The following is a 17,108-nucleotide window of genomic DNA, read 5'->3' as shown; positions in this document are numbered from 1 at the left end:
CCTTTCTTAACCCTCCGCGCGCTAGCGTCCGGGGGGTGAAGAAGGGCGATGCGGATGCACGGGCTAGTCAACAGAGCGTTTCAGGGATTCCTGTGCGACACCTACGGGGCGTCGCTGTGGGAAGAGGTTGCGCTGGCGGGCGACCTGCCGCTTCAGGGCTTCGAGGCGCTCTTGAGCTATGACGACGCGGCCACCGAACGCATGATGGTGCTGGCGGCGGAACGGCTGGACAAACCCCGCTCCGCGCTGCTTGAGGATTTCGGGATCTACCTTGCCGGGCGTGAGGGGCTGCGCCGCCTTCTGCGCTTCGGCGGCGCGGATTTCGTCGATTTCCTCTATTCGCTGGAAGAGCTTCCGGGCCGCGTCCGCCTTGCCGTGCCGGACCTGATCCTGCCGGAGATCACGCTGACCCATTTCGCCCCCGGCAGCTTTCATGTCGGCTTTCGCGACAGCCATCCCTGCTTTGCCAAGGTCATGTGCGGAGTGCTTCAGGCGATGGCCGACGATTACGGCGCGCTGGCCGTGATCGCGCTGCATGAAGACGGGCAGGCGGTGCAGGTCGATCTGTTCGAAACCGCCTATGCCTCGGGCCGCGATTTCCTTCTGACCCTGCCGGACGGTGTGTGATGGACGGCGGGCGGCAAGCGGGCCTTCTCTGCCTTGGCCCGGCGGAACTGGCCGGGCTGATGCCGATGCATCTGTGGATCGACCGCGCGGGCATGATCCGCGCCGCCGGGCCGACGCTGGCAAAGCTGTCACCGTCGCCGCTGGCGGGGGCGAATTTCTTCGACTGTTTCGAACTGCGCAAGCCAAGGGGCGTCGGCGGGCCGCAGGCGCTGGCAGCGCTTGCCAATCAGCGCATCCTTCTGTCGCTGCGCGCCGCGCCCGCCACGACGCTGCGCGGCGTCGCTGTGCGCAGCGCCGACGGGCAGGGGCTGTTCTTCAACCTCTCCTTCGGGCTGTCGGTGGCGGAGGCGGTGCGCGACCATCGCCTGACCCATGCCGATTTCGCCCCCACCGACCTGACCGTCGAACTGCTTTACCTGACGGAGGTCAAGGGCGTGGTGATGGGCGAACTGGCCGCCCTGAACGCGCGGCTGCGCGACGCCCATCTGGCGGCCGAGGCGCAGGCGATGACCGATCCGCTGACCGGCCTTGCCAATCGCCGCGCGTTCGAGGCGGCGCTGGCCCAGACCCGGCTGCGGGCCGAGCGTGGCGGCTGCTTCGCTCTGCTGCATCTCGACCTCGACCATTTCAAGGCTGTCAACGACACCCATGGCCACGCGGCGGGCGACGCGGTCCTGACCGGCGTCGCCGCGATCCTGCGGCGGGAGCTGCGGGGCCAGGACGTGATCGCGCGTGTCGGGGGCGATGAATTCGTGGCGCTGGCCGAAGGGATCGGCGACGAACGCAAGATCGCCGCCATCGCCGCCCGCATCATCGCGGGGCTTGAGGCGCTGGTCCCGGTCCCCGGAGAGGCGGCGCGGGTTTCGGCCAGCATCGGTGCGGTCCTTGCGGGGCCGGGGCCGGTTGCGGGGCCGGACGACCTGATGCGCGCGGCCGACGGGGCGCTTTACGCGGCCAAGCATGCCGGGCGGGGGCGGTCGGTCATCGTCAGGCTGGAAGGGGCGGGGCAGCGGCGAACGGCTTGACCTTGCACGCGCCCTCAACTACCTACAGCGCAGCCGGGCGGGTATGGTGAAATGGTATCATGAGAGCCTTCCAAGCTCCAGGTGCGGGTTCGATTCCCGCTACCCGCTCCAGGAAATCCCGTTCAGGAACAGCCGGTTACCGCTCATCCGGGCGGGTCATGGAAAACACCTCCCGCACGACGGAATAGTCGCGGTAGCCCATCCGCGCCACGGGGTTGAAGCGCGTCACGTCGAATTGCCCCTCGACAAGGCAGTCATCGCGCAGATGCACGCCCGTGACCTCGCCCAGCGTCAGGAAGTTCGCCTCGCCCTTCAGGGTCACGATTTCGGTCATCCTGCATTCCAGCACGGCGGGCGCGCCCGCGACATGCGGGCAGTCGATGGTCCGGGACGCGGCCTTGGCGATCCCGGCCAGGTCGAATTCATCCGTGCCGGGCGGATAGCTGCCCGAGGTCAGGTTCATCTTCTCGCGCATCGCGTATTCCACGATATTGACCGCGAAAACGCCCGTCTTGCGGATGTTTCGCAGCGAATCCTTCGCGCCGGTGGAGGAAAACATCACCTGTGGCGGCACATAGGCGATGGCGTTGAAGAAGGAATAGGGGGCGAGGTTGTCGCCCGCGGCCCCTCGCGTCGAAATCCAGCCGATGGGGCGCGGCGTGACGATCGCGTTGAAGGGATTGTGCGGCAGGCCGTGGCCATCCTCGGGTCGGTAGAACATCGTGCGCCTCATTCGGTTTGCTCCAATCCTGCCCGCATGTTAGGGCCGATTTCCAGCGGATTCGGGGGGAGAAGGCCCAGTGTACCGGCTTGAGGAGGAAACCGAGGCCGACTGGTGGGAGGTGGAGGCGCTTTACGACCTCTGCTTCGCGCCGGGGCGCACGGCGCTGTCCTCGTACCGGCTGCGCGACGGGGTGGCCAAGGTGGCAGAGCTTTGCCTGACGCTTCGCGACGCCGACGGCATCCTTGCCGCCGTGATCCGCTATTGGCCGGTGCGGGTCGGCGGCAGGCGGGTGCTGCTTCTTGGTCCCGTCGCGGTCCACCCGACCCGGCAGGGCGAGGGGCTTGGCGGCCTGCTGATGCGCGAAAGCCTGGCCGAGGCGGCCCGGCTGGGCTGGGAAAGGGTGCTGCTGGTTGGCGACGCGCCCTATTACCGCCGCTTCGGCTTTCGCAAGATCGAGGGCGTGATCATGCCGCCCCCCACCAACCCGGACCGGGTTCTGGCGCTATCGCTGCGCTCCGGCGCCTGGGAAGGGGTCAGGGGGCCGGTCGAGAAAGACGGCGGCTATTTGGCAGTTGACGGAAGTGGGTGAAGTTCTCAATTCTACCTACGCAGTGGAGAACTTTGATGCCGGGCACCTCAAAAACTAACGTGATCTCTTCGCTTTCTGCGAGTCATGAGGAAGAGATAGCAGTTCTGGCGAAGCGTGCGGACTCTGCCAGCGGTATGCTGATGAAACTCGTGGCATTCGTCGGAAGCAACGCAGAGAATATTCTTGAGAGCCTGCCGGACGTTGCGAAGGACAGTCTCGAGGACGCAACTGTATGGGCGCTCGATTTGGCGTATCGGGGTGCCTCCATGACGTCGGAAAGCCGAATGGCGCCAGATGTGGGCAAGCATGGGCACAAGTTGGCTTCGGTCTTCACCGGGGCGGTGGGGGGATTTGCGGGAGTATCGTCGGCGATCGTTGAATTGCCGGTAACAGTATCGATCATGTTCGCGGCGATCCAGAAAGCCGCTCGCGCAGAAGGCTTCGACCCAAAGGACGAAGAAGTGCGCCGAGAGTGTCTTCTGGTGTTCGGTAGCGGCAATCCCGCAACCACCCAAGATGACGGCATCAACACCAGCTTTCTCGCATCACGCGTTCTCATTAACGGTGTGACTGTTCATGGACTGATCGCAAGCGTTGCGCCGCGTCTGGCAGCAGTCCTGACGCAGAAGCTTGCCGCCCAGACCATTCCAGTCCTCGGTAGTGTTACCGGCGCAGGAGTAAATTATGCATTCACTGACTATTACCAGGAACTAGCCGAAATCCGGTTCGCACTTCGCAGGCTGGCGCATGAGCATGGCGAAGAAGTGGTGCGGCTTTCGTTCAACTCTGCAATGGCGGAACGCAAGCGTCTGAAAAGCCGCTGACCCGGATCAAATCTCCTGCCGGGCGAGCCAGTCCATGACGGCGGGGCGGACATTGACGCTGTCCTTCGCCATCTCGGCCGTCAGCAGATCGCGCAGCTCGCTGAGGCGCACCTTGCGGATCAGGTGCTTTACCGGGCCGATGGAGGCGGGCCGCATCGACAGGGTCCGAACGCCCAACGCCGCAAGGCACAGCGCCTCGACCGGGCGGCCCGCATCCTCGCCGCAGAACGAAAGCGGCGTGCCGAATTCCCCCACGCGCGCAACGACCTGCGAAATGAAGCGCAGGAAACTGGTGTTCAGCATGTCATAGCGGCGCCGGACCTGCTCATTCTCGCGGTCGGCGGCGAAGAAGAACTGCTTGAGGTCATTGCCGCCGATGGAGATGAAATCGGTCTCGCGGAAGAAGGTGTCGGGCGCGAAGGCGAGTGAGGGCGTCTCCATCATCGCGCCGATTTCCAGCGACGCGGGCAGGATGTGGCCCAGCCGCCGCTCGCGCTCCATCTCGTCCAGGGCCATCTGCCGCGCGACGCGGAATTCGTCATATTCGGCAATGAAGGGGAACATCACGGTCAGCGGCCGCCCGTTCGCCGCGCGCAACAGCGCCTGCAACTGCATCCTGAGGACGCCGGGCTTTTCCAGCCCGACGCGGATCGCGCGCCAGCCCATCGCGGGGTTCGGCTCCTCCACCCGCTTCATGTAGGGCAGCACCTTGTCCGACCCGATGTCGAGCGTGCGGAAGGCCACGCGCTTGCCCTTGGCGGCGTCCAGGACGTTGGAATAGATCGCCGCCAGTTCCGAGCGTTTCGGGACATGGTTGCGGATCAGGAATTGCAGCTCGGTACGGAACAGGCCCACACCTTCGGCCCCCGACCCGGCCAGCGAGGGCAGATCGGCCATCAGGCCCGCATTCATGTGCAGCCCGATCGTGGTGCCGCAAAGCGCCGTAGCGGGCAGTTCGCGGAGCGAGGCATAGCGGCTTTGCGCCTCGGTCTGCATGGCGATCTTGTCGCGGAAGGCGGCGGCGACGCTGTCTTCGGGGCGCAGATGGGCGAGGCCCTGATCGCCGTCGACCAGGATCGCGTCGCCGTTCAGCGCCTCGGTGGTGATACGTTCGGCATGGATCACCAGCGGAATGACCAGCGCGCGCGCCACCACGGCGGCGTGGGACCCGACAGAGCCTTCCTCAAGCACGATCCCTTTCAGCTTGCGGCCATAGTCCAGCAGTTCGGCCGGGCCGATATTGCGCGCGACAAGGATCGGGTCGGCGGGCATGTCGGCGCCGGTATCGCGCCCCTGTCCGGTCAGAAGCCGCAAGAGACGGTTCGACAGGTCGTCAAGGTCGTGCAGGCGGTCGCGCAGATAGGGGTCGGGGACGGTTTCCAGCCGGGCGCGGGCGGCGGATTGTTCCTTTTCCACCGCCGCCTCGGCCGACAGGCCGCGGCCGATATCCTCTTCCATCCGCCGGATCCAGCCGCGCGAATGGGCGAACATGCGGTAAGCTTCCAGCACCTCGCGCTGTTCGGTCCCCTGCGCATCGGTGAGAGAGATCATATCGTCGACCGACATCCGCAGCTTCTCGACCGCCGCGCGCAGCCTTTCACGCTCTGCCTCGGGGTCGTCGCCGACCATGTTGGTGACGACGACGCGGGGTTCGTGCAGCCAGACATGGCCCTCGGCCGTGCCTTCCTGCCCGGTCGCGCCGCGGAACATCACCGGATGGGTGTGCAGCGCGCTTAACGCCTCGCCCTCGCCGATGAAGGCACCAAGCTCGGTCATCTCGGCCAGCACCATGGCGACGACTTCCAGCGCATAGACCTCATCGTCGGAATACTGCCGGGCTTCCTTGGACTGGACGACCAGAACGCCCAGCTTTTCGCCCAGCCGCTGGATCGGCACGCCAAGGAAGGAGGAATAGATCTCTTCCCCGGTCTCCGGCATGTAGCGGAAGCCGCGTTCGGCGGGGGCGTTCCCGGTGTTGATCGCGGTCGAGGATTTGGCGACGCGGCCGACCAGACCTTCGCCCAGCCGCATCCGTGTCTGGTGGACCGATTCCTTTTTCAGGCCCTCGGTCGCGCACAGCTCAAGCGTCTCGTCATCGCGGAAGAGATAGATGGAACAGACCTGCGTCTCCATCGAATCCGCGATCAGATGGGTGATACGGTCCAGCCGCTCCTGCCCCTCTCCCTGCTCCGCAAGAGAGTCGCGCAAGCGCCTGAGGAGCTTGCGACTTTCGCTTTCCGTCCGTTCGGGCATGACCCCCCGTGACTGCCTGTACGGCCCCCGCCGTCAGGCCGCTTTCTCCAGTTCGAAAGCATCATGGAGTGCCTGCACGGCGAGTTCCATATATTTCCGGTCGATCAGCACCGAAATCTTGATCTCTGAGGTCGAGATGACCTTGATGTTGATGTTTTCGGCGGAAAGCGCCTCGAACATCCGGGCGGCGACACCGGCATGGGACCGCATCCCGATGCCGACGACCGAGATCTTGGCGACGTCGGTGTCGATGATAAGGTCGTCATACTTGATCTCACCGGCGGCCATCGCGTCTTCCATCGCCTTCTTGGCGCGGGCGACCTGATTGACGGGGCAGGAAAAGGTCATGTCGGTGACGGCGCCGGAATGGGCCTCGTCATAGTCCTTTTCCGAGATGTTCTGAACGATCATGTCGACGTTCACGCCCGCGTCCGACAGCGGCCCGAAGATGGCGCTGGCGACGCCGGGCCGGTCCTCGATGGTAAACAGCGTGATCTTTGCCTCGTCGCGCGAATAGGCGACGCCAGAGACGACTTTCGATTCCATGATTTCATCCTCGTCGCAGACCAGGGTCCCGGAGTTTTCGTCGGTATCCTCGAATGAGGACAATACGCGCAGCCGCACCTTGTAGCGCATGGCAAGTTCCACCGACCGCGTTTGCAGCACCTTCGCGCCAAGGGAGGCCAGTTCCAGCATCTCCTCGAAGGCGATCCTGTCAAGCTTGCGGGCCTTCGAGGTGATGCGCGGATCGGTGGTGTAGATGCCGTCCACATCGGTGTAGATGTCGCAGCGTTCGGCCGCGAAGGCGGCGGCGAAGGCGACGGCCGTAGTATCCGACCCGCCCCGGCCCAGCGTGGTGACGCGGCCCTCATGGCTCAGGCCCTGGAACCCCGCGACCACGGCGACCTTGAACCCTTCGGCGAATTTCGCGTCGAGGTTTTCGCGCGGGATCGACACGAAGCGCGCGGCGGCATGGGCCGAGGTGGTATTGATCGGCACCTGCCAGCCCTGCCAGGACCGGGCCGGCACGTCCATTTCCTGAAGCGTCAGCGCCATCAGCCCGGCCGTCACGTTTTCGCCGCTGGCCACGACCGCGTCATATTCGCGCGCGTCGTAGAGCGGCGAGGTCTGTTCGACCCAGCCCACCAGTTCGTTGGTCTTGCCCGACATGGCGCTGACGATGACGATGACGTCATAGCCGCGCTCGACCTCGCGCTTGACCTTCTCGGCGGCATTGCGGATGCGGTCGAGATCGGCCACCGAGGTGCCGCCGAATTTCATCACGAGAAGCGGCATTCCGGCCCCCCTTGCGTCCGCATGGTCAAATCGCGCGCTTCTTATGCGCGCGCGCGGGCAAGGGCAAGGGGCGGTCTGCGAAGGGTGGCTGCGTCAGTTCGCCTTGGTGCGCGGCAGGAAGGGCAGGGGCGCGACCGGCACGCCGTCCTCGATCAGCTTCTTCGCCTCATCCGCGCGGGCCTCGCCATAGATCGACCGTTCGGGGGCCTCGCCCTCATGGATCGCGCGGGCCTCGGCGGCGAAGTTCATGCCGACATAGTCGGAGTTTTCCTCGACCGCGCGGCGCATCTTCGCCAGCGCCTCTTCGGCGGGGTTCGCAGGCGCGGTCAGCGGCGCGGCAGCCTTGCGCGCCGGGCGGACGGCCGGGGCCATCAGGACCTTTTCGACCTCAGACGACCCGCAGAGGGCGCAGCTGACATGGCCCGCGCCCAGCAGGCGGTCGAAGGCATCGGCAGACTGGAACCAGCTGTCGAATTCATGGTCGTCGGAGCATTTCAGCGTGTAGCGGATCATGGCCGTCGAAAGGGTTGCCTTTCCTTCTATGTGGCCAGATCGCGCGGGAAATCAAGCCGGGCTATGCGGGGGCGAAATTGGCCAGAAGGGCGCGCAATTCCTCTTCATTGACCTTCTCGGCGGCCTTCTTCGGCTTGAACCAGCGCCGGGTGCGTTGGCCGACCTCGGGGTATTTCTTGCGCAGCTTGCTTACCTTGACCGGAAAGACCGAGACGATGCAGGGCTGAAGCGCGCCGTTGTCCAGCACCTTGTCATAGCTGTAAACGCCGATCGGCGTCGCGGCGGGCTTGCCCTCGACGCCGGCCTCTTCGAAGGCCTCGCGCAGCGCGGTTTCCGACCCGTTCCGGCCTTTCATCGGCCAGCCCTTCGGGATGATCCAGCGCCCGGTGTCCCGGCTGGTGATCAGCAGGATTTCCACACCGTCCTTGCCCGCGCTGCGATAGCAAAGCGCGGCGAATTGCGATTGCGTTTCCTGTGGCGCCCCGGCGCCCAATTCCACTTTCTTCATGTCAAACCGCCCGTATCGGGTGTCGGGTGCCAAGGCGCCCGCCCGCCTGTTCTGATGCAGGAATGTGGCAAAATAGCATGTATTCGGCCGGGATGCCAAGTCTGCGGGGCAAAGACGGCCCGTTCGGGCGGGGCCGGATACGTCAAGGCGATTGCGCCGGGCGCGGGTTCGGGCAGTCTGTTGCGCGTGGGAGGGGATTCGCATGACCGACGCTTTCACCGCGCCCGGACGGTTCTATCGGGGCAACCTGCACACTCATTCGACCCGCTCCGACGGGGTGTTGGACCCTGCCGAGGTCTGTCGCCGCTATCGGGACGAAGGCTATGACTTCATGGCGCTGACCGACCATTTCATCGGTCTTTACGGCTATCCCCTTACCGACACGAAATCCTTTCGCGCCAAGGGGTTCACGACCATAGCTGGTGCGGAACTTCACACCGGCAGTCAGGAGAATGGCGAGCTGTGGCACATCCTTGCCGTGGGTCTGCCCGAGGATTTCGCACCGCCCGAGGCGCCGCATTTCAAGGCGGTCGAAGGGTCCGAAAGTGCTGCCGACCTTGCGCGGCGGGCGCGGGACGCGGGCGCGTTCGTCGCCATTGCCCATCCGCAATGGTCGGGCCTGACGCTGGCCGATGCCCGCACCGTCCAGGCCGCCCATGCGGTCGAAACCTATAATCACGGCTGCTGGGCCGGTTGCGACAGGCCGGATGGCTTTGCGATCAACGATCTGCTTTTGTCGGAGGGGCGGCGGATCAACCTTGTCGCCACCGACGACGCGCATTTCTCCGAACCCGACCACTTCGGTGGCTGGGTCATGGTCAAGGCCGAGGAGAACGACCCCGAGGCGCTGGTCGCCGCGCTCAGGTCCGGTCTCAACTATTCCACGCAAGGCCCTGAAATCAGGCGGATCGAGGTGACGGAGAAGACGGTTGAGGTGGAATGCTCGGCCGCCGCCTCGGTGATCGTGCAGGGCTATGGCCAGGCCGCGAAAGGGGTTCACGGGCTGTCGATGACCCGCGCCTCGGTGCCGCTGGACCGGTTCGGCAGGTCGGACTGGCTGCGTGTGACGGTCGTCGACCGCGCGGGCCGCCGGGCCTGGTCGAACCCGATCTGGCGCTGAGGGCGGCATGGCGGTGGAGATCGCGGAATTCGGCCGGACGCGGGCGGCGGAAGCGGTCCGGGTGGCCACGTTGCGGTCCGCCGCGCTGACGGTCCGGGTGCTGACGCTGGGCGCGATCCTTCAGGACCTGCGCCTTGCCGGGGTGGGGCGCAGCCTGACGCTCGGCTCGGACAGCGTGGCGGATTACGAAGGCGCGATGCGCTTTCACGGTTCGCTGATCGCGCCGGTGGCGAACCGGATCGGCGGCAACCGGGCCGAGGTCTGCGGGCAGGTGTTGCGCTTCGATCCGGGGCCGGAGCAGCCGAACATCCTGCATTCCGGCGCGGCGGGGACGCATCTGAAACTGTGGTCGATGGAGGAAAGCGGCCCGGATGCCGTGACGTTGGCGCTGGATTTGCCCCATGGCGCGGGCAGCTTTCCCGGCAATCGAACGATCCGCGCGACCTACTCCCTGCCGGAACCGGACTGCCTGCGGCTTGAGGTGGTGGCGGAAACCGACCGCCCCACGCTCTTCAACGCTGCGAACCACAGCTACTGGAACCTCGACGGCAGCGAAAGCTGGCAGGGCCATCGCCTTGAAATTGCGGCCGATCACTACCTGCCCGCGACCGACGACGTGCTGCCGACGGGGGAGATCGCCCCGGTCGCGGGGACGGTGTTCGACTTTCTCGCGGGCAAACCGGCCGGGCCGGGGCAGCCGCCGCTCGATCATTGCTTCTGCCTGTCGGACGGGCGCGTGGCGCTTCGCCCTGTCCTTACCTTGACCGGAGCGACGGGCGTCGCCATGACGCTGTCCACCACGGAACCGGGCGTGCAGGTCTATGACGGGTCCGGCGCCGCCCGGCCGGGGCGGCAGGCGGGCGAGGGCGTGGCGATCGAGGCGCAGGGCTGGCCCGATGCGCCGAACCATCGGTGTTTCCCGTCGATCCTGCTCCGCCCCGGTGAGACCTATCGCCAGATCACCGAATGGCGTTTCGTCGCCCCCTGATCAGCCGTCGTTGCGCGTGACGCCGCGATACCAGGCGACGATCTTCGCCCGCTCTTCCGGTTCGATGAAGGACACGTTGGCGGGCGGCATGGCGTGGCTGAGGCCCGCCTGAAGGTAAATCTCGGGCGCCCAGCGGGCGATCTCCTCGGGCCGGTCAAGGATCACGCCCTTTGGCGCATAGTGGATGCCGTCATAGCCCGGCTCGGTCGAATGGCACATGGAACAGCGGCCCAGCACGATGTCCGACACATCCGCGAAATCGCCCGCATCGGCAAAGCGCTGCTGCGCGGGTGTCAGGGGCAGGGCAGCCTCCCCCCCGGCGCGATAGAGCGGCGCGGTGGACAGCCAGGCGACAAGAAGGAAGATCAGCACCGTCACCAGCCAGGTCCAGAGCGGCTTGCCCTTGCGCGCATGGACGCTGTTGAACCAGTGCCGGATCGTGACGCCCATCAGGAATACAAGGCTGGCGATGATCCAGTTATATTCGCTCGCGAAGGCCAGTGGGTAATGGTTCGACAGCATCATGAAGATGACCGGCAGCGTCAGGTAGTTGTTATGCGTCGACCGCAGCTTGGCGATTTTCCCGTATTTCGGGTCGGGCGTGCGGCCCGCGATCAGGTCGGCCACGACGATCTTCTGGTTCGGGATGATGATCAGGAACACATTCGCCGTCATGATCGTCGCGGTGAAGGCGCCAAGGTGCAAAAGCGCCGCGCGGCCCGAAAAGACGTGGGTATAGCCCCAGGCCATCACGACGAGGATGACATAAAGGACCACCATCAGCGTGGTCGGGCTGTCGCCCAGCTTCGACTTGCAAAGCGTGTCGTAAAGCCCCCAGCCAAGCGCCAGCGAGCCGACAGAGATCGCAATCGCCTGCCAGATCTTCAGGTCCATCACGTTCGGATCGACAAGGAAGAGGTCCGCGCCAAGGTAGTAGACAAGAAACAGAAGTGCGAAGCCCGACAGCCAGGTCGCGTAGCTTTCCCATTTGAACCAGACGAGGTCGTCGGGCATCCGTTCGGGCGCCACGAGATATTTCTGGATATGATAGAAGCCGCCGCCGTGGACCTGCCATTCCTCACCATCCGCACCGCTTGCCAGGTTGCGGTCGCGGTGCAGGCCGAGATCGAGGGCGATGAAATAGAAGGACGACCCGATCCAGGCGATCGCGGTGATGACATGCAGCCACCGCACCGCGAATTCCAGCCAATCGCCAAGGACGATGAAGTCGTACATGCCGCTCTCCGATCCATTCCGGTCATCCTAGGCTATACCAACCGCAATCTTCCTGATAATTCATTCAATATCTGAATACTTTCAAACAGTGCCGAATAATCGGGCGAGGCAGCGGGTCGATGTCCTACGTCAACAACATCAAGATGTTCGTCCGCGTGTTCGAGCTTGGTTCAATGTCCGCCGCCGCGCGGGATCAGCGGACATCGCCCGCCGTCGCCTCGGCCCGGATCGCGGATCTGGAAAAACATCTGGGCATCCGGCTGTTCAACCGCACCACGCGGCGCTTGCAACCGACAGAGAACGGGCGGCTTTTCTACGACGGCGCGCGCAAGATCCTTGAGGCGATCGACGATGCCGAGGCCGCCGTCATGGCCTCAACCCAGATGCTGCGCGGGACGGTCTTTGTCGCAGCCCCCCTTGGCGTCGGGCGGCGGTTCGTCGCCCCCCATGTGCCGGAGTTCAAGGATAGTTATCCGCAGATCGACATCCGCCTGCGCCTGTCGGACCGCAAGATCGACGTGGTAAGCGAGGGGCTGGACATGGCCTTTCATCTTGGCACGCTTGAGGATTCGACGCTGAAGATGCGGCTGGTGGCGGAATGCCCGCGCATCCTTTGCGCCGCGCCCTCCTACATCGCGCGGCGGGGCGATCCGGGGACGGGGGAGGCGATGGTGCGCGACCGTCACGATTGCCTCAACCTGCGCTTTCCCGGCGCGCCCGAGTTTCAGTGGACGCTGCGCACCCCCGAAGGCCCGCGCCGGTTCGAGGTGGCCGGGCCGTTCGAGACCGACGACGGCGATGTGCTGACCGGCTGGGCGCTGGACGGGCGGGGGATCGTGATGAAGCCGATCTTCGAGGTGGCCGATCACCTGCGCGCCGGGCGGCTGGTTCCGGTGGTGCGCGAAACACCGGCCTTGCCGGTGCAACTGACCTGCCTGACCCAGCATCGCCGGTTGCGCGACCCCAAGATCCGCGCCTTCACCGATTTCATCATCGCCGCCTGCCGTGCCGATCTTGCCCGCGCGGTCGAAGGGCTGCCGGTATTCGCCTGACCCGCCAGTGACTTGAGGCGATCTGCCGCTCCATGTATGGGGAGGGCGACCAAGGGGTAAGCCATGCCGCAATTCCTGACCACGACCGACCCGGATTTCGACGCCGCCTTTGCCGCGCTCTTGACCATGAAGCGCGAGGATGCGCCCGATGTCGACGCGGTGGTGGCGGGGATCATTGCCGATGTCCGCGAACGTGGCGATGCGGCGGTGATCGAACTGACCGAACGCTTCGACCGGCTGTCCCTGACGCCGGAAAGCATGGCCTTTTCGGCGGGAGAGATCGCGGCGGAATGCGACAAGGTCTCGCCCGAGGATCGCGCGGCGCTGGAACTGGCCGCCGCCCGCATCCGCGCCTATCACGAACGCCAGATGCCGGACGATCAGCGCTGGACGGACGGGGCGGGCGCCTCGCTCGGCTGGCGCTGGACGCCGGTCTCGGCGGCGGGGCTTTATGTGCCGGGGGGCTTGGCGTCCTACCCGTCCTCGGTCCTGATGAACGCGATCCCGGCCAAGGTGGCGGGGGTGGAACGGCTGGTCGTCGCCTGTCCGACGCCGGGCGGGGCGGTCAATCCGCTGGTGCTCCTGGCCGCAAGGCTTGCGGGTGTGGACACGGTCTATCGCATCGGCGGCGCGCAGGCGATTGCGGCCTTGGCCTACGGGACGGCGACGATCCGGCCGGTGGACAAGATCACCGGGCCGGGCAACGCCTATGTCGCCGCCGCCAAGCGCCGGGTCTTCGGCCGCGTCGGCATCGACATGATCGCCGGGCCGTCGGAGATTCTCGTCATTGCCGACCGCGACAACGATCCCGACTGGATCGCGCTCGACCTGCTTAGCCAGGCGGAGCATGACGAAAGCGCGCAGGCGATCCTTGTGACCGACGATGCAGGGCTGGCGCAGGCGGTCGTCGCGGCGGTCGAGGCGCGGCTGCAAACGCTGGACCGCCGCGCCATCGCGGGCGCAAGCTGGCGCGATTTCGGCGCCGTCATCGTGACCCGCGATCTGGATGAGGCGGCGATGCTCTCGAACCGCGTCGCGCCGGAGCATCTGGAGCTTTGCGTGGCCGACCCCGAGGCGCTGGCGGAGCAGATCACCCATGCCGGGGCGATCTTCCTTGGCCACTGGACACCCGAGGCGATCGGCGATTACGTGGGCGGGCCGAACCATGTCCTGCCCACGGCACGGTCGGCGCGGTTTTCCAGCGGGCTGAGTGTGATGGATTTTCTGAAGCGGACGACGATTGCGCGCATGACGCCCGAGGCGCTGGCGGCCATCGGCCCGGCGGCGGAGCGGCTTGCCAAGTCCGAAAGCCTTCAGGCGCACGGGTTGTCGGTGCGCGCGCGGCTTGACCGCCTGAACCGGGAGGGCGGGCAATGAGCCGTATCTGTCATATCGAGATCGACGATACCGGCCTGCCGGCCCCCACGGCGGAGATCGAGCAGGAGCGCAAGGTCGCCGTCTTCGACCTGCTGGAGGATAACAGCTTTGACCTTCCCGCGCGCGGCGACGGCGTGGCGCCCGAGGGGCCGTTTCGCCTTGCGCTGGCGATCCGGGACCGGCGGCTGGTCTTCGACATCGGATCGGAGGCGGGGGAGAAGGTGGCAGAGTTCCACCTGTCGCTGTCGCCCTTCCGGCAGGTGGTGAAGGATTATTTCCAGATCTGCGAAAGCTATTTCGACGCCGTCAAACGCCTGCCGCCCAGCCAGATCGAGGCCATCGACATGGCCCGGCGCGGCATCCACAACGAAGGCGCGCGGGTCTTGCGGGAACGGCTGGAAGGCAAGGCCGATCTGGACAGCGACACGGCGCGGCGGCTTTTCACGCTGATCTGCGTTTTGCATTTCGGGGGCTGATCTTGGCAGGGGGGCTTCCGCAATCGGTGCTGTTCTGCTGCGATCACAATGCCGTCCGTTCGCCGATGGCAGAGGGGCTGATGAAACAGCTCTACGGTCAGCGCGCCTATGTGCAGTCCGCGGGCGTCAAGAACGACATGGAGATCGACGGTTTCGCCATCGCCGCCTGCAAGGAGCTTGGGATCGAACTGTCGCGCCACCGCTCGCGGTCCTTCGAGGAGATGCAGCAATGGGGCGACGATCTGTCGGGCTTTGACCTTGTCGTCGCCCTGTCGCCCGCCAGCCAGCGGCAGGCCCTTGAATTCACGCGCTTTTTTCATCTCGATGTCGAATACTGGCCGGTCATGGACCCGACCGGCATCGGTGAGACGCGCGAGGCGAAGCTGGCCGCCTATCGCCAGACCCGCGACCAGATCAGGGCCCGGATGATCGAGCGTTTCGGCCCGCCCGAGGCGGACGGCTGACCCCTTGCCGCAAAGGGCGCGCAGAGTGCCGCGAAGGGGCTGGGCATCCTGCGGCGCCATGCCTATCTTCCCCTTGCCCGCAATACTGGAGACCCCGATGACCCGCGCCACGATCGAAGCCTATTACGACGCCTTCAACCGGGGTGATCTCGACGCGATGCTGGACACGTTGCATGAGGATTTCGCCCATAACGTCAACGAAGGCGCGACCCGGCTTGGCAAAGCGGCCTTCGCCGATTTCTGCCGCCATATGAGCGAGACCTACAAGGAACACCTGACCGACATGGTGGTCTTTTCCAACGATGCAGGGACACGGGGCGCGGCCGAATTCACCGTGAACGGCACCTATCTGAAGACCGACCCCGGCCTGCCCGAGGCGCGTGGGCAAACCTATGTCCTGCCGGCGGGCGGGTTCTTCACCCTCAAGGATGGCAAGATCACGCGGGTGACGACCTATTACAACCTCAACGACTGGATAGCGCAGGTTTCCGCGTGACGGTCGCGGTGCGCAGCCTGACCGGCGCCGCGCTGGATGCGGTGCTGGGGGACGTGGCGGCGCTGCGGATCGCGGTCTTTCGCGACTGGCCTTACCTTTACGACGGCGACCTGGACTATGAGAGGGGCTATCTTGCCACCTATCGGGACAGTGCCGGGGCGGTGGTTGTCGGCGCCTTCGACGGCGACCGGCTGATCGGCGCCGCGACCGGCACGCCGATGGAGGATCACGGCGAGGAATTCGGCGCCGCCTTCGAAGGGTCGGGCTTCGATCTGGAGCAGATCTTCTATTGCGCCGAATCCGTGCTGCTGCCCGACTATCGCGGTCAGGGGATCGGCCATGCCTTTTTCGACGCGCGGGAGGGACATGCCCGCGCCCTCGGCCGCCGCTATTCGGTCTTTTGCCGCGTCCTGCGGCCGGATAGCCACCCGTTGCACCCGGCAAACTACCGTCCGCTCGACGGGTTCTGGCGCAAGCGGGGCTACCGGCCGCTGGACGGGGTCACCGCCGACTATGTCTGGAAGGATGTGGGGGAGGATGCGCCGACCGCCAAGACGATGCAATTCTGGATGCGTGAGCTGTAACGCCCGCCGAAAGGGAACGCCCGATGACAAAGACGATCAGGATCGCCGCCGCCGCCTATCCGCTGGACTGGTTCGACACATTCGCCGCCTATGAGGCGAAGATCGCCCGCTGGGTCGCCGAGGCGGCCGGGCAGGGGGCAAGGCTTCTGGTTTTCCCCGAATATGGCGGGATGGAGCTTGCCTCGCTCGGCGGTGAGGCGGTCGCGCGCGATCTGGAAGGCGCGCTGCGCGAGGTGGACAGCCACCGCGCGGCGGTTCTGGACCTGCATGCGCGGCTCGCGGCAGAGCATGGCGTTCATATCCTGACGGGCTCTGGCCCGGCCTATGACGCGCCCCATGCCGGGGGACGCCCGGTCAACCGTGCCAGCCTGATCGGCCCGAAGGGCCTTCTCGGCCATCAGGACAAGGCGATGATGACCCGGTTCGAGCGGGAGGACTGGGACGTGGTCGCGGGCGACGGCCTGTCGGTCTTCGACACGGACCTTGGCCGGATCGGCGTCCTGATCTGCTACGACAGCGAGTTTCCGCTTCTGGGCCGGGTACTGGCGGAGGCGGGGGTGGAGATCCTGCTGGTCCCCTCGGCGACCGAAGCGCTGGCGGGGTTCACCCGCGTGCGCGTCGGCGCCATGGCGCGTGCGCTGGAAGGGCAGATGATCGCCGTCCACGCCCCCGTCGTCGGCCCCGCGCCCTGGTGCGCCGGGATGGAGGAAAACACCGGCCGCGCGTCGATCTACGGGCCGCCCGACCGTGGCTTCCCCCCGACCGGCATCTTCGCCGAGGGCGGGCTGGGCGAGGCGGGCTGGGTCTATGCCGATGTCTCCACCGCCGCCGTGGCCGATGTCCGCGCCGATGGTGTCGTGCTGAATTTCCGCCACTGGCCGGAACAGGAGGCGCAGCTTTCGCGCATCACCCGTCTGGGGGCGGGCGTAGTTAAGGCTTGAAATCCCCGGCTTTCG

General features: G+C 65.8%; 19 protein-coding genes and 1 tRNA gene. 14 read left to right on the top strand and 6 right to left on the bottom strand.

From position 1 onward, the window contains the following. The first annotated feature begins 54 nt into the window (after positions 1 to 54). The 3 genes from LX70_RS05505 (at position 55) to LX70_RS05495 (ending at position 1,763) form a co-directional block, all read left to right on the top strand. A complete protein-coding gene (locus LX70_RS05505) occupies positions 55 to 627 on the top strand; it encodes a heme NO-binding domain-containing protein (RefSeq protein ID WP_105513468.1) in 573 nt (190 codons plus the stop codon). After that, complete coding sequence (locus LX70_RS05500) at positions 627 to 1,652, top strand: GGDEF domain-containing protein (protein WP_105513467.1); 1,026 nt, start codon at positions 627 to 629, stop codon at positions 1,650 to 1,652. The genes LX70_RS05505 and LX70_RS05500 overlap by 1 nt, the downstream gene beginning before the upstream one ends. Positions 1,653 to 1,689: 37 nt before the next feature. Next, positions 1,690 to 1,763, top strand: a tRNA-Gly gene (locus LX70_RS05495). A 25-nt stretch (positions 1,764 to 1,788) separates the two neighbouring features. On the opposite strand, the gene LX70_RS05490 is transcribed toward LX70_RS05495, so the two are convergent. Next, positions 1,789 to 2,373 (bottom strand): flavin reductase family protein, encoded by a 585-nt coding sequence (locus LX70_RS05490; protein ID WP_105513466.1) that lies wholly within the window; start codon positions 2,371 to 2,373, stop codon positions 1,789 to 1,791. A 79-nt stretch (positions 2,374 to 2,452) separates the two neighbouring features. Here LX70_RS05490 and LX70_RS05485 point away from each other — a divergent pair, with 79 nt between their 5' ends. Together LX70_RS05485 and LX70_RS05480 are read left to right on the top strand one after the other, a co-directional pair. Continuing rightward, positions 2,453 to 2,965 carry a GNAT family N-acetyltransferase gene (locus LX70_RS05485; RefSeq protein WP_105513465.1) on the top strand — a complete coding sequence of 171 codons (513 nt, stop codon included), beginning with the start codon at positions 2,453 to 2,455 and terminating at the stop codon, positions 2,963 to 2,965. A 35-nt stretch (positions 2,966 to 3,000) separates the two neighbouring features. Beyond that, positions 3,001 to 3,789, top strand: coding sequence for an EcsC family protein (locus LX70_RS05480; protein WP_105513464.1), 789 nt, complete (start codon positions 3,001 to 3,003; stop codon positions 3,787 to 3,789). 6 nt (positions 3,790 to 3,795) lie between these two features. On the opposite strand, the gene ptsP is transcribed toward LX70_RS05480, so the two are convergent. The 4 genes from ptsP to LX70_RS05460 form a co-directional block, all read right to left on the bottom strand. Next, entirely contained in the window at positions 3,796 to 6,042 is a 2,247-nt protein-coding gene (gene ptsP, locus LX70_RS05475) for a phosphoenolpyruvate--protein phosphotransferase (protein ID WP_105513463.1), read from the bottom strand. Positions 6,043 to 6,075: 33 nt separating this feature from the next. Then, a complete protein-coding gene (locus LX70_RS05470; protein WP_105513462.1) occupies positions 6,076 to 7,338 on the bottom strand; it encodes an aspartate kinase in 1,263 nt (420 codons plus the stop codon). A gap of 93 nt (positions 7,339 to 7,431) precedes the next feature. Beyond that, positions 7,432 to 7,851, bottom strand: coding sequence for a DUF1178 family protein (locus LX70_RS05465; RefSeq protein WP_105513461.1), 420 nt, complete (start codon positions 7,849 to 7,851; stop codon positions 7,432 to 7,434). Between the two features lie 61 nt (positions 7,852 to 7,912). Then, on the bottom strand, positions 7,913 to 8,359 hold the full coding sequence (locus tag LX70_RS05460; protein WP_105513460.1) for an NUDIX hydrolase: 447 nt from the start codon (positions 8,357 to 8,359) through the stop codon (positions 7,913 to 7,915). Between the two features lie 202 nt (positions 8,360 to 8,561). Between LX70_RS05460 and LX70_RS05455 the strand changes: the two genes are divergently transcribed. Further along, positions 8,562 to 9,479, top strand: a complete 918-nt coding sequence (locus LX70_RS05455; RefSeq protein ID WP_105513459.1) for a PHP domain-containing protein — start codon at positions 8,562 to 8,564, stop codon at positions 9,477 to 9,479. A gap of 7 nt (positions 9,480 to 9,486) precedes the next feature. Continuing rightward, the gene (locus tag LX70_RS05450; RefSeq protein ID WP_105513458.1) at positions 9,487 to 10,467 is read left to right on the top strand and encodes an aldose epimerase family protein; all 981 of its coding nucleotides are present in this window, start codon (positions 9,487 to 9,489) and stop codon (positions 10,465 to 10,467) included. Here LX70_RS05450 and LX70_RS05445 read toward each other — a convergent pair whose 3' ends face one another. Continuing rightward, the gene (locus tag LX70_RS05445) at positions 10,468 to 11,703 is read right to left on the bottom strand and encodes a urate hydroxylase PuuD (RefSeq protein WP_105513457.1); all 1,236 of its coding nucleotides are present in this window, start codon (positions 11,701 to 11,703) and stop codon (positions 10,468 to 10,470) included. Positions 11,704 to 11,822: 119 nt separating this feature from the next. Between LX70_RS05445 and LX70_RS05440 the strand changes: the two genes are divergently transcribed. The 7 genes from LX70_RS05440 to LX70_RS05410 all read left to right on the top strand — a co-directional run bounded on the left by LX70_RS05440 (position 11,823) and on the right by LX70_RS05410 (position 17,093). Next, positions 11,823 to 12,755, top strand: coding sequence for a LysR family transcriptional regulator (locus LX70_RS05440; RefSeq protein WP_105513456.1), 933 nt, complete (start codon positions 11,823 to 11,825; stop codon positions 12,753 to 12,755). Between the two features lie 63 nt (positions 12,756 to 12,818). Continuing rightward, positions 12,819 to 14,132, top strand: a complete 1,314-nt coding sequence (gene hisD, locus LX70_RS05435) for a histidinol dehydrogenase (RefSeq protein WP_105513455.1) — start codon at positions 12,819 to 12,821, stop codon at positions 14,130 to 14,132. Beyond that, a complete protein-coding gene (locus LX70_RS05430) occupies positions 14,129 to 14,608 on the top strand; it encodes a UPF0262 family protein (protein ID WP_105513454.1) in 480 nt (159 codons plus the stop codon). The genes hisD and LX70_RS05430 overlap by 4 nt, the downstream gene beginning before the upstream one ends. Before the next feature lie 2 nt (positions 14,609 to 14,610). Further along, positions 14,611 to 15,072, top strand: a complete 462-nt coding sequence (locus tag LX70_RS05425) for an arsenate-mycothiol transferase ArsC (RefSeq protein WP_105513453.1) — start codon at positions 14,611 to 14,613, stop codon at positions 15,070 to 15,072. Positions 15,073 to 15,169: 97 nt separating this feature from the next. Further along, complete coding sequence (locus tag LX70_RS05420; RefSeq protein WP_105513452.1) at positions 15,170 to 15,568, top strand: ketosteroid isomerase-related protein; 399 nt, start codon at positions 15,170 to 15,172, stop codon at positions 15,566 to 15,568. Beyond that, complete coding sequence (locus LX70_RS05415) at positions 15,565 to 16,152, top strand: GNAT family N-acetyltransferase (protein WP_105513451.1); 588 nt, start codon at positions 15,565 to 15,567, stop codon at positions 16,150 to 16,152. The genes LX70_RS05420 and LX70_RS05415 overlap by 4 nt, the downstream gene beginning before the upstream one ends. 35 nt (positions 16,153 to 16,187) lie before the next feature. Further along, positions 16,188 to 17,093: a carbon-nitrogen hydrolase family protein gene (locus tag LX70_RS05410; protein WP_105513620.1), complete on the top strand. Its 906-nt coding sequence runs from the start codon at positions 16,188 to 16,190 to the stop codon at positions 17,091 to 17,093. Positions 17,094 to 17,108: the final 15 nt, after the last annotated feature.

The sequence above is a fragment of the Albidovulum denitrificans genome (genome assembly GCF_002973535.1).
In the GTDB taxonomy this organism is placed as follows: domain Bacteria; phylum Pseudomonadota; class Alphaproteobacteria; order Rhodobacterales; family Rhodobacteraceae; genus Albidovulum; species Albidovulum denitrificans.
This window is presented reverse-complemented; position numbering and strand designations above follow the sequence as displayed.